This window comes from Flexivirga sp. G2 (genome assembly GCF_055397625.1).
Map to the genome: position 1 here is coordinate 1,605,062 of NZ_AP039675.1, position 12,301 is coordinate 1,617,362.

The 12,301-nt window shown below is 66.7% G+C and carries 12 protein-coding genes; 6 read left to right on the forward strand and 6 right to left on the reverse strand.

What is annotated here, in order from left to right; translation table 11 throughout:
• Positions 1–77: 77 nt before the first annotated feature.
• The 4 genes from ACZ50J_RS07725 to ACZ50J_RS07740 all read left to right on the forward strand — a co-directional run bounded on the left by ACZ50J_RS07725 (position 78) and on the right by ACZ50J_RS07740 (position 5,431).
• Positions 78–1,400, forward strand: a complete 1,323-nt coding sequence (locus ACZ50J_RS07725; RefSeq protein ID WP_464300684.1) for an ABC transporter substrate-binding protein — start codon at positions 78–80, stop codon at positions 1,398–1,400.
• On the forward strand, positions 1,393–2,352 hold the full coding sequence (locus ACZ50J_RS07730) for a carbohydrate ABC transporter permease (protein ID WP_464300685.1): 960 nt from the start codon (positions 1,393–1,395) through the stop codon (positions 2,350–2,352). The genes ACZ50J_RS07725 and ACZ50J_RS07730 overlap by 8 nt, the downstream gene beginning before the upstream one ends.
• Entirely contained in the window at positions 2,349–3,182 is an 834-nt protein-coding gene (locus tag ACZ50J_RS07735) for a carbohydrate ABC transporter permease (protein WP_464300686.1), read from the forward strand. Before ACZ50J_RS07730 ends, ACZ50J_RS07735 begins: the two co-directional genes overlap by 4 nt.
• 125 nt (positions 3,183–3,307) lie before the next feature.
• On the forward strand, positions 3,308–5,431 hold the full coding sequence (locus ACZ50J_RS07740) for a S9 family peptidase (protein WP_464300687.1): 2,124 nt from the start codon (positions 3,308–3,310) through the stop codon (positions 5,429–5,431).
• Between the two features lie 175 nt (positions 5,432–5,606).
• Here ACZ50J_RS07740 and ACZ50J_RS07745 read toward each other — a convergent pair whose 3' ends face one another.
• The 6 genes from ACZ50J_RS07745 to ACZ50J_RS07770 form a co-directional block, all read right to left on the reverse strand.
• Positions 5,607–6,437 (reverse strand): universal stress protein, encoded by an 831-nt coding sequence (locus ACZ50J_RS07745; protein ID WP_464300688.1) that lies wholly within the window; start codon positions 6,435–6,437, stop codon positions 5,607–5,609.
• Between the two features lie 174 nt (positions 6,438–6,611).
• Positions 6,612–7,025, reverse strand: a complete 414-nt coding sequence (locus ACZ50J_RS07750; RefSeq protein WP_464300689.1) for an HIT family protein — start codon at positions 7,023–7,025, stop codon at positions 6,612–6,614.
• Between the two features lie 14 nt (positions 7,026–7,039).
• Positions 7,040–7,504 (reverse strand): SRPBCC family protein, encoded by a 465-nt coding sequence (locus ACZ50J_RS07755; RefSeq protein ID WP_464300690.1) that lies wholly within the window; start codon positions 7,502–7,504, stop codon positions 7,040–7,042.
• A gap of 54 nt (positions 7,505–7,558) precedes the next feature.
• Positions 7,559–7,831, reverse strand: coding sequence for a DUF4031 domain-containing protein (locus ACZ50J_RS07760; RefSeq protein ID WP_464300691.1), 273 nt, complete (start codon positions 7,829–7,831; stop codon positions 7,559–7,561).
• Positions 7,828–8,148 (reverse strand): hypothetical protein, encoded by a 321-nt coding sequence (locus tag ACZ50J_RS07765; protein WP_464300692.1) that lies wholly within the window; start codon positions 8,146–8,148, stop codon positions 7,828–7,830. The genes ACZ50J_RS07760 and ACZ50J_RS07765 overlap by 4 nt, the downstream gene beginning before the upstream one ends.
• The gene (locus ACZ50J_RS07770) at positions 8,145–8,360 is read right to left on the reverse strand and encodes a hypothetical protein (protein ID WP_464300693.1); all 216 of its coding nucleotides are present in this window, start codon (positions 8,358–8,360) and stop codon (positions 8,145–8,147) included. Before ACZ50J_RS07770 ends, ACZ50J_RS07765 begins: the two co-directional genes overlap by 4 nt.
• 56 nt (positions 8,361–8,416) lie before the next feature.
• Here ACZ50J_RS07770 and ACZ50J_RS07775 point away from each other — a divergent pair, with 56 nt between their 5' ends.
• Positions 8,417–8,899, forward strand: coding sequence for a MarR family winged helix-turn-helix transcriptional regulator (locus ACZ50J_RS07775; protein WP_464300694.1), 483 nt, complete (start codon positions 8,417–8,419; stop codon positions 8,897–8,899).
• Positions 8,900–9,001: 102 nt separating this feature from the next.
• Positions 9,002–11,785, forward strand: coding sequence for a phosphoenolpyruvate carboxylase (ppc, locus tag ACZ50J_RS07780; RefSeq protein WP_464300695.1), 2,784 nt, complete (start codon positions 9,002–9,004; stop codon positions 11,783–11,785).
• The last annotated feature ends 516 nt before the right edge of the window (positions 11,786–12,301 follow it).

The window sequence follows — 12,301 nt, forward strand, 5'->3', positions numbered from 1 at the left end:
GAGTGGCGCGAGGCACGAGCGCTGTATCGAGACCTCAATCCGGCCGGAATGCCCTTCGGAACGATATGTTTTCGATCATGAAGCGTTATTCGACCTCGGCCACCAACTCGGCTATGCCATCGCGGCGTCACCTGCTGACCGCCGGTGGCGGCGTCCTCGTCGCGGGCGCGCTCGCGGCGTGCGGCGGCAACACCGGCCGGTCCTCCGGAGGTTCGGGCGGCAGCGGTGGCTCGAGCGGTGGTGGCGGCGGGGGTGCGATCTCGCAGTGGTACCACCAGTACGGCGAGCAGGGCACCGAGCAGGCGGTGAAGAAGTATGCCGCGGCATACAAGAAGGCCAAGGTCAACGTCCAGTGGATCCCGGGCAACTACGACCAGAAGTCGGCGGCGGCGCTGCTGACGACATCGGGACCGGACGTCTTCGAGTACGGCAACGGCCCGACGATCGACATGATCACCGGCAAGCAGGTGGTCGACCTCACGGACGTCTACGGTGATGCCAAGCACGACTTCACCAAGTCCTTGCTGGATCGGATGACGTGGCAGGGCAAGATCTACGGCGTCCCGCAGGTCGTCGACATGCAGTTGTTCGTCTACCGCAAGTCGATGCTGCAGAAGGCCGGTGTGCAACCACCGAAGACGCTCGACGAGCTGATCGCGGCGGCGAAGAAGCTCACCACCGGCAAGGTGAAGGGTCTCTTCCTCGGCAACGACGGTGGCGCCGGCATCCTGGCCGGTCCGGTGCTGTGGAGCAGCGGTCATGACTACCTGACCTCGGACAACAAGCCAGACTTCGCCAATGCCGACGTGGCAGGCGCGCTCACCAAATTCCACCAGCTCTTCACCTCCGGGAACCTGCTGCTCGGCGCACCCACGGACTGGTCCGACCCGGGCGCAATCTCCAGCGGTCTCACCGCGATTCAGTGGACCGGCCTGTGGAACTTCCCGATGCTCAAGGACAAGCTGGGCGACGACTTCGGGGTGCTGCCGTTCCCGGCGATCGGATCGACCGGCAAGCCGTCGGTGCCGGTCGGTGCCTATGCGTCCTGCGTGAGCGCCAAGGCCAAGGACGTCGATGCGGCCAAGGCCTTCGTCAAGTGGCTCTGGGTCGATCAGACCGCCGACCAGCTCGACTTCGCCCAGAGCTACGGCTTCCACGTGCCGGCGCGGGCCAGCCTGATCGCCAAGGCCACCAAGCTGCAGTCGGGTGAGGCGAAGACCGCAGCCGGTTACCTGAAGACCTACGGTCATCCGCAGACGCCGCTGCTCTGGTCGCCGAAGTCCGCGACCGCGATGACCGACGCTGTCGACAAGATCGTGCGCTCGGGCGCCGACGCGACCTCGGCGCTGGCCGGGGTGGCGAAGACGGTGAGCGCGGAGTTGAAGCGGATCGGTGGCTGAGCAGGCCGTCGAGCCCGCCGCGTCGTCGCAGGCACGACCGGCCAGCCCCCGACGCAAGTGGACCGACAGCCCGCATTTGTGGTTCTGGATCTTCGTCGGGCCGTTCGTCGCCGGGCTGCTGATCTTCGTCGTCATACCCATCCTGTGGAGCGTGTGGCTGAGCTTCTACGACGCTCGAAACACCGTGACCCCAACGCATTTCGTTGGGTTCGATAACTATCGGCGGATGCTGGGCGACTCCAGTTTCCGATCCAGCCTGGTCACATTCCTGCTCTTCGCCGTGTTCATCGTGCCGACGACGTTCGTGTTGTCGCTCGGGCTGGCGGTGCTGGTCAACGGCGTCCGGCGGGGCAAGGCGTTCTTCCGGTCGGTCTTCTTCCTGCCGACGGCCTGCAGTTATGTCGTCGCGGCGATGATCTGGCGGCACTCGCTCTTCGGCGGCACGGCCGCAGGGATGGTCAACACGGTGCTGGGCTGGCTCGGCGGCGCCCCGATCGCCTGGCTGTCCGTCGTGCACCCACCGTGGTACTGGCTGGTGTTGGTCAGCGTCCGGCTCTGGTTGCAGATCGGCTTCTTCATGGTGCTCTTCCTCGCCGCGCTGCAACGGGTGCCGCAACAGCTCTACGAGGCGGCGGCGCTCGACGGGGCAACCGGCTGGAAGGCGTTCCGGTACATCACGCTGCCGCAGTTGCGGGCGACCTCGACCGCGGTGCTGATGTTGTTGCTGGTCAACGCCTTTCAGGCGTTCGACGAGTTCTACAACGTGCTGTCGACGACGGGCGGCTATCCGCCATACGCCCGGCCGCCGTTGGTCTACCTCTTCAACGTGGCGCTCGGCAACGGGCAGGACTTCGGTGACGGCAGCGCCGGTGCCGTCATACTCACGCTGATCATCGCGATCTTCGCGCTGCTGCAGGGCCGGCTCACCGGCATCGGGAGGCGGGAGGCATGAAAGCGGCGTTGAGTGTGCGCGCAGCCCGGTACCTTGTGCTGTCGGTCGCGGCACTGATCTTCCTGGTGCCGTTCTATCTGCTGTTGCGCGGTGCGCTGTCCACGGAGCAGCAGCTGGTCGGGATCGACCACTGGACGTGGTTTCCGACGCACCCGCAATGGTCGAATTTTGCTGACACGTTCGACAATTCGACGGTTCCGCTGGCGCGGAGCATGGTCAACTCGCTGGCGATCGCGGTCACCCAGACGGTGCTCGTGCTGGTCATCTCGGGTATGGCGGGCTACGGCCTCGCGCGTTCGACGGTGCGCTACGCCAACGCGGTCTTCTACCTGATCGTGGCGACGTTGTTGATCCCGGCGGCGGTGACGTTCGTGCCGTCCTTCGTGATGGTGTCGTCGCTCGGCTGGGTGTCGACGTTGCGCGGGCTGATCATCCCCGGGCTCTTCCAGTCGCTGGCGACCTTCCTCTTCCGGCAGTACTTCCTCGGCTTTCCGAAGGAGCTGGAGGAGGCGGCCCGGATCGACGGCGCCGGCCCGATGCGCACCTTCCTGGCGATCGTGGTGCCCAATTCGTGGGGGTTCACCGCTGCGATCGCGACCATCACCTTCATCGGCAGCTGGAACTCGTTCCTCTGGCCGTTGGTGATCGGCCAGGACCAGTCGGCGTGGACCGTGCAGGTCTCCCTGTCGACATACATCACGGCGCAATCGGTCGACCTGTCCGGCATGTTCACCGCCGCGCTCGTCTCGATGGTGCCGCTGCTGGTGATGTTCCTCTTCCTGCAGCGCTGGATCGTCGCCGGAGTGGAACAAACGGGTATCAACGAGTAGCTGCTGGCCGCTCCAACCTTCGACGGTCGAGGGTTACCGCACAGGAATGGGCCGTGGGGCGTACCTAACCTTCGACGGTCGAGGGTTACGGCACTCGCGAACCTGTCCACTCGTACGCTGGGCGGGTGACTTCTCCGCAGCCGCCACGCGCCCGACGCGAACCCACGACGCGCACCTTCCACGGCGACACGTTCACCGACGATTACGAGTGGCTGCGCGACAAGGAGTCACCGGAGGTGATCGCGCACCTGGAGGCGGAGAACTCCTACACGACGGCGGTCACCGATCACCTGAAACCGTTGGCGGACACCATTTTCGGCGAGATCAAGTCGCACACGCAGGAGACCGACCTGTCGGTGCCGGTGCGGATGGGCGGCTGGTGGTACTTCTCACGCACCGTCGAGGGCGAGCAGTATGCCGTGCACGTGCGGGTGCCGTATGTCGCCGGAGCCGAGCGGCCGGATCCGCGGCCGGGGGAGTCGCTGCCTGACGAACAGGTGCTGCTGGACGGCAACGCGGAGGCTGCCGGCCACGACTTCTTCGAACTGTCCGACCTCGCCGTGAGTCACGACGGGAGCCGTGTCGCGATCGGCCTGGACGTGACCGGTGACGAGATCTACGACCTGACCGTGCGCGACGCGGCCACCGCCGAGGTCCTCGATGACAGCGTCCGCCGCATCGGCAACGGCATCGTCTGGTCCCGCGACGGCCGGCATCTGTTCTACACGCGGCGTGACGACGCCTGGCGCGCTCACGAGGTATGGCGGCACGAACTCGGCACGTCCGCCGAGCAGGACCACTTGATCATCCGCGAGGACGACGAGCAGTTCTCGCTGATGATCGGGGAGTCCCGTGACGAGCGCTGGTTGATCGTGATGATCGGGTCCAGTACGACGACCGAGGCGCACCTGCTGGACCTCGCTGAGCCGACCGGTGCGTTGCAGGTCGTGCAGCCCCGTGTCACCGGCCTGGACTACGACGTCGAGGTGGACGGCGACCGGATCCTGGTGGTGCACAACACTTCTCGCGTCGACTTCGACCTCGCCCAGGCACCGCTCGCGACACCCGGACGCGAGCACTGGGTGCCGGTGATGACCGGTGGCGACGGTGACCGCATCCTCGGTGTCGACGCGTTCGCCGACTTCGTGGTCGTGTCGATGCGCCACGACGGGCTCCGCACGCTGCGACTGTTGCCCAAAGGCGACGACGGCACGCTGGGGGAGCCTCGCGCCATACCCGTGGAGCCGCAGTTGCACACGCTCGCGCTGGGCAACAACCCCGAATATGACACTGCCACAGTGCAATTGGTGCTGGTCTCCTGGCTCACGCCGGACGGCGTCTTCGACTACTCACCGGGCAGCGGGGAGTTGACACTGCTCAAGGCGCGCGAGGTCCCCGGCTACCAGCCGGAGCTGTATGTCGAGGAGCGTCTCTGGGTCACCGCCGAGGACGGTGCGCGCATTCCGGCATCGCTGGTGCGGCGCCGCGACGTCGCGGCCGACGGCAGCAATCCGGGTTACGTCTACGGCTACGGCTCCTATGAGATGTCGTTCGACCCCTATTTCTCGGCCGCGCGGTTGTCGCTGCTCGATCGCGGTGTCGTCTACGTCGTGGCGCACATTCGGGGCGGCGGCGAGCTGGGTCGCACGTGGTACGACGAGGGCAAGCTGCTGGCCAAGCGCAACACGTTCACGGACTTCGTCGCGGTCTCCCGCGCGCTGATCGAGCGCGGCTGGGTGGACCCGGATCGCCTTGTCGCAGAAGGTGGTTCGGCCGGTGGGCTGCTGATGGGAGCCGTCGCCAACCTCGCACCCGAGTTGTATGCCGCGGTGCACGCCGACGTGCCGTTCGTCGACGCGCTGACGACCATCCTCGACCCCACCCTCCCGCTGACCGCCGGTGAGTGGGAGGAGTGGGGCAACCCGATCGAGGACCCGGAGGTGTACGCCTACATGAAGTCGTACACGCCGTACGAGAACATCCGGCCGGGCCGCTACCCGGCGATCCTCGCGACCACGAGCCTGCACGACACCCGGGTGTTCTACGTGGAGCCGGCCAAGTGGGTGCAGCAGTTGCGCGAAACGGTCGACGCCGACCCGGAGCGCCCGATCCTGCTGAAGACCGAGATCGCCGCAGGGCACGGCGGCCGCAGCGGACGCTACGACGGTTGGGAGCAGGTGGCCTTCGGGTTCGCGTTCCTGCTGGACCAGCTCGACGCCACGAAGCTGGGCGAGCGTCGTCCTGAGTAGTTCGCGAGGGACGAGCGAACGTATCGAAGGGTAGCGACGAAGGAGCGTATCGAGACCTTGCAGGGTCTCGATACGGCCTCGCCCAGCGGCTCGTCCTACTCGACCAGCTTCGGGGGCAGGGTCTCGATACGGCCCCCCGCCCAGCGGCTCGCCCTAGTCGGCCGGCGTGGTCGGCTCAGTGCATCACCAGGACCGGTGAGGTGGCGTGCGACAACAGGTCGACGGCGACGCGACCGAGGGTGAGGCCCTCGAACCCACCCACGCCGCGGGCACCGATGACGACCAGGTCGCTGCGGTGCGACTCGTCGACGAGGGCGCGCGTCGGGTTGCCGTCGGCGATCTCGGTGCGCACCTTCACGGTCGGGTGCAGCTTCTGCTGGCCGGCGACCGACTGTTCGATCGCCTCACGGCAGGCCGCCGTGTAGGACTTCCAGTCGGCGGTGCCGAGGTTCGGGTCCTTGGCGTCCTGTGGCTGCCATGCGTGCAGGACGTGCAGGTCGGCCCCGGTGCGCTCGGCCTCCCCGAACGCCCAGGCGAGTCCCTTGCGGCTGAGGTCCGAGCGGTCGACGCCGACGGTGATGCGACCGTATGCCGCGGTGTCCGGCTCCTTGCGGATCACCGCGACCGGACACTTGGCGTGCGCCGCGACCTGATGGGCGGTCTCACCGAGTGAGGAGATGTGCAGCATGCTGTCCCCGTGCGAGCCGAGCACGACGAGCTGAGCGTGAGTGCTGGCCCGCACTAGCGCGGCGGCGGGGTAGCCGTCCGGATGCGACGTCGTGACGTCAATCCGCACATCCTTCAGGTGAACTCGGTTACGGCCACGGGTGAGGACGCGCTCGCCGGCGGCATACAACCGCTCGGGCTCGGCGCCCATGTTGAAGACGAGATCGGGCCTGTCGTGACTGAACCCGTGGACGAGATGGATGGGTGAGTGCGTCGATTTGGCGTAGTCGGCCGCCCAGTCCAGAGCGGCGAGCGAGGACGTCGAAGTGTCGATCCCCACGACGACACTTCCGGGTTGCACTGAGCCTTCCATGGTTGACCTCCGAGTCGAACCTTGGCGGCGGTAGCCGTGGAGGCGGCCGTCGTCGCGGGGCGCGCCCCCGCCTCCTCCAAGTTAAGCACCAACCTTGTGCAAACGCTGGTAACGATCTGCGCCCGCGAAGACGTAGCGGCGTCAGTCGGTCAGTGCCTCGCGCAGCCGCTGCGCGTAGTCGACCTGCTCGCCCTCGGCATACCGGACACGTGGCCAGAAGAAGCCGCGCAGCCCGTCACCCTTGGTGCGCGGGACGACGTGGCAGTGCAGGTGTGCGACGCTCTGCGACACCGTGTTGTTCATCGCCACGAAGGTGCCCTGCGCACCGAGCGCCGTGGGTATGGCGCCGGCGATGCGGCGTACTTCGCGGAAGAACGGTTCGACGAGCGGGTCCGGCAGGTCGGGGAGTGTCACCACGTGCTGCGTCGGTATGACGAGCACGTGCCCCTTGAAGACGGGTCGGTTGTCCAGGAACGCGACTGTGTGCTCGGTGCGCGCGACCTGGTGCGCCGTCGCTGCACCGGTCGCGATGGCGCAGAAGATGCAGTCAGCCATGTGGATCTCGTTGCCTACGATGCGGATTCGACTGAGTTGCGAATACCCTGCAGGGTCTGCCGCATGCCGGTGGTCAGCTCCTTCTCGAAGTTGACCTCCCCGCCGAGGAACCGGTCGATCAGCACCCGTGACGCCTTGCTGACTCCGGCGGAGACGTCACGACGCTCGACGAGCCGGGTGCGCGTGTTGTCGTCCAGGGACTCCAGATCGAAGCTCCACGTGGCGTGGTTCTCCTTCATCTCCCAGGCGATCCGCTTGCCCGGCTCGAAGGACACGATCCGGCTGCGGGTCGCCCAGAAGCGCACGCCGAGTCGGTTGAAGTTGATCATCGGACTGCCGAGTTGCAGCGGGCCGCCACGAACGATGACCTTCTTGGTCTGCGGGCTCCACTGCGGCATCCGGGTCAGGTCGGAAGCGACGGCCCACACCCGCATCGGGTCGGCGTTGATCTCGATGGAGACCTCGAGGTTCTCAGACATGCGAATCCTTGCTGCTGCGAGGGTGTTTCAGCGAACCTACCAAGTGGTCAGGTCTCAGCGTGCACGTCGGTCGCGCTCCGGCACCCGCAGACCGCTGGCGATCAGCCGCCGGATGAGTGTGGATCCACTGACCTCGGCAGCGCCTGCGGCCACTGCGTCGGCGTAGCGGTCCTCCGGCAAGTCGTAGTGATCGTGGTCGAAGAGACGCTGCGGTATGCCGAGAGTGCTTGCGAATGCGTGCAGTTCGTCATACGAGGAGTCGCTCACGACGTGCGACCAGAGTCGGCCGTGTGCCGGCCAGGTCGGCGGGTCGATGAGCACCGTCACGCGCGCAGGACCTGCGTGAAACTGAGTCCTGAGCCGTTGCTCGCGCCATGTGCGGCGACGAACCGCCAGTCCTCACCGGACGCGGTGTCGACCTCGCGCTGCGTCATGCCGAGGACGGACGAGCGGCCGCGATAGCGGAAGAACGCGCGCACTCCGTGCGGGCCGGGCGGCACGGTGACGGTGACCGGCTTGCGCCAGCGGGCGACGTGGTCGTCGCCGTCGATCTGCACGACCGGCCGGGCGAACGCTCGCAGGAACCAGCCATTGACCCAGTGCGGCACGACGGTCACGGTGATGGCGGCTTCTGCGGAATTCACCCGTCGAGGTTACCCACTGCCGCCCGCACACGGGCGAGACGCTCGCGACGCATCAGCTCGCGTGGGTCGTGGTCGAGCGGGCGCTGGCCCGGCCCGCCCCAGGCGAGCAGCGTGTAGTGCAGCCGCCAGAAGAAGCGGTATCCGACGCTGAGACCCGTCTTGTCCTTCGGGATCTTGGTGGGTCGTGGGCGGGGGCGTGTGGTCGCGGTCATGTAATAGATGGTACGCCAATCATTGGTGTACCAATAATTGGTAGGCTGGCGGTCCTATGGATGACGTCGACGACCCGCTCGCCCTGGAGAATCAGGTCTGTTACGCCCTCGCGCTCGCCGCCCGCGGGGTCATCGGTGCCTACCGGGAGGTGCTGGCACCGCTGCAGCTCACGCACCCGCAATACCTGGTCATGCTTGCCCTGTGGGAGAGCGAACCGCAGTCCAATCGCGAGCTGGCACAGGCGCTTCGGCTGGATCCCGGGACGCTGTCGCCGCTGCTGAAGCGGCTCGAGGCGACGGGCTACATCTCCAAGAGCCGCGACGACGCGGACGCGCGCAACCTCGCCGTCCGCCTCACGTCGGCGGGCCGGGCGTTGCGCGAGCGGGCGATCAACGTGCCGTCGATCATGATCCGTCGGCTCGGTCTGCAGCAGGCCGATCTGCCGGGGCTGAACCGCACGCTGCACGACCTGATCGACGCCTCCGGACAGGCGAAGGAGATGACGCCGGCGGAACGCAAGGCGCTGGCCGACGAATAGCGAGCCGTATGCCGGCAGCTGTCCTGGCCGGCTGATGCGAGTTTGCTCACGTCGCGAGACGAACGCCCACATGATGGGCTTCCAGGCACCATGCTTGGGGCCATGTTCGATCACATGCTGGCCTTCGACGTCACCGAGCAGGGACGCGCTGCCTCCGAACCGCTGCGCGAGGACATCCGACTGCTCGGCGGGATCCTCGGGGAGGTGATCCGCGACCAGGAGGGTGCGGATGTCCTCGAACTGGTGGAAGAGGCCCGCACGCGTGCTTTCGCGGTGCGCCGGCACGAGGAGCATCGCGACCGGTTCGCGGCGATCTTCGACGAGCTGCCCACTCAGCAGGCGATGAAGGTCGTGCGTGCGTTCAGCCTGTTCGCCCTGTTGGCCAACCTGGCCGAGGACCTGCACCGCGAGCGGCGTCGGGCGATGCACGTCGAGGCGGGGGAGCCGCCGCAGGACGGTTCGCTGGCCGCGACGTTCACCAAGCTCGACGAAGCCGCGCTGGACGATGTCACCGTCCGGGAGGCGCTCGGCGGAGCAACGGTCGTCCCGGTGATCACCGCGCACCCGACCGAGACGCGCCGGCGCACGGTCTTCCAGACGCAGTCGCGCATCAAGGACGTCATGCGCCGGCGCAACCAGGGCAACCAGACTCCGGCGCAGCTCGCGGAGGGTGAGCGGGTCATCCGACTGCAGATCCTGACGCTCTGGCAGACAGCGCTGGTCCGCCTGCAACGGGTCGCCATCACCGACGAGATCGAGGTCGGGCTGCGGTGGTTCGAGGAGTCGCTCTTCGAGGTGATGCCGCAACTGAACGCACGTGTCCGCGAGGAGCTCGCTGCTCGCTACCCGTCGGCCTGCGTCGCGAAAGAGCCTGTGCTGCGGGCGGGTTCGTGGATCGGTGGTGACCGGGACGGCAACCCGAACGTGAACGCCGACGTCGTCGCCACCGCCAGCTCGCGTGCGTCGCAGACGGCGATCCAGCACTACCTGCGCGAGTTGCAGGTGTTGGAGGATCAGCTTTCGTTCTCCATCCGGATGACGCACACGTCCCGGGCCCTGTTGGAGCTCGCGGCACTCAACTCCACCGACGACCGGGCGGACGAGCCGTTCCGCCAGGTGATCGCGTGGATCCGTGGCCGGTTGTCCGCGACGCACACCGAGTTCTTCCACGACTGGTTCGAGGCCGCGGTGGAGGTGGCGGGGGCTGCGCCATACAAGAGTGCGGAGGACTTGTCCGCCGATCTGGACGTGGTGGATGCCGCGCTGCGGGAAGGTTCAGGCGGGCTGATCGCCGACGACAAACTGCTCCAACTGCGTGAAGCGGTGCGGACTTTCGGCTTCCACCTCTACGGGCTGGACCTGCGGCAGAACTCCGACGTGCACGAGCAGACGATCGCAGAGGTCTTCGCCTGGGCCGGTGTGCACCCTGACTACCTGTCGCTCGATGAGGACGCGCGCGTCGAGCTGCTGACGGCGGAACTGGCCAACCGGCGACCGTTGATCGGTGCCGGGGCGGAGTTCTCCGATCAGACGACCAAGGAACTCGCGATCACGGCTGCAGCGGCGCACGCCGTGCGGACGTTCGGTCCGGACGCGGTGCCCAATCACGTCATCAGCATGTGCACGTCGGTGTCCGACATGCTCGAGACCGCGGTGCTGTTGAAGGAGGCCGGGTTGCTCGACCCGGGCACCGGCGGCGCGGGTGCGACGTGTTCGGTGAACATCGTGCCGCTCTTCGAAACCATTGAGGATCTTCAGGTTTCGGCGACAACGATGCGCGCCGTGCTGGACGTGCCTGTCTACCGGCAACTGGTGGACAGCAAGGGTGGCCTGCAGGAGGTGATGCTCGGCTACAGCGACTCGAACAAGGACGGCGGCTACATGGCGGCCAACTGGGCGCTGTATCGCGCAGAGCTCGACCTGGTCGAGGTCGCACAGGAGACCGGCATCCGACTGCGGCTCTTCCACGGTCGCGGCGGCACTGTCGGTCGCGGTGGCGGCCCGAGCTATGAGGCGATCCTCGCGCAGCCGCCGGGTGCGGTGCGTGGCTCGCTGCGGCTGACCGAGCAGGGCGAGATCATCGCCGCGAAGTATGCCGAGCCGCCGCTCGCGACCCGCAACCTGGAGACGTTGCTGGCGGCAACCCTCGAGGCGTCCCTGTTGGACGTCGAAGGCCTGGGTGACGACACGGCAGCGGCGTATGCCGCACTGGATGAGATCGCTTCTCTCGCAAGGGAGTCGTATGCCGATCTGGTGCACCGCACGGACGGCTTCGTCGAGTACTTCACCACGTCGACGCCGGTGGCAGAGATCGGTGCGATGAACATCGGGTCGCGCCCGGCGTCTCGCAAGCAGACCAAGGAGATCAGTGACCTGCGGGCGATCCCGTGGGTGATGTCCTGGTCGCTGTCGCGGGTGATGCTGCCGGGTTGGTACGGCACCGGTAGTGCCCTGGAGAAGTGGGTGGGTGAAGACGAGTCGCGGCTCGCCGCGCTGCGTGGCTACTACGAGCGCTGGCCGTTCTTCCAGACGGTGATGTCGAACCTCGCGCAGGTGATGGCGAAGTCGGATCTCGGGATCGCGGAACGCTATTCACGGCTCGTCGAGGACGAAGCGTTGCGGGAGCGGGTGTTCTCCAAGATCGTCGACGAGCACCAGCGGACGCTGCAGATGTTCGCCCGGGTCACGGGCCACGAGGATCTGCTGTGGGACAACGCGGCCCTGAAGCGCTCGGTCTTCAACCGGTTCCCGTACCTCGAGCCGCTCAATCACCTCCAGGTGGAGCTGCTGCGTCGTTACCGCAGCGGCGATGACGACCCGCAGGTCCAGCGCGGCATCCTGCTCACCATGAACGGCCTCGCGACGGCCTTGCGCAACTCCGGCTGATCAAGGACGCTGATCGAGTGCCGCCCTGAGCTCCCTGAGGAGCCCGTGAGGTACGAGCGGGCGTCTCGAAGGGCAAGCTGATCGAGTAGCGGCCGAGGGACGAGGTCGCGTATCGAGATCCGCGTGCCTCGCCGGCTCCCTGACGAGCCGGCGAGGCATGATGCCAGTGTTGTGAACGCATCCTGAGGGGCCGATGAGAAGCGTCGCGGGGCGTCGGGAAACCCGCGGGCCCTTGAGACGTTCGCTCGTCCCTCGCGAACTCCTCAACGACTTCCTCCCCGGAGTTGGTTGAGGAGCGGAGGAGCGAAGCGGGGGAGCGTCTCGAAACCGCGCCGAGCACCGAATCCGACGCGCCGAGTGTCGATCAGCAGTGAGAGTTGTTCTGTTCCAAAACATTTCGAAATAGAACGTCTGAAACCGGTTGGTAGACAACCGATTCCGTCGGTAGACATCCCGACTTCGACGATTGTGGGGCACGCTCGACGCTGAAAATGACTCGCGCGAAACAGATTTGCT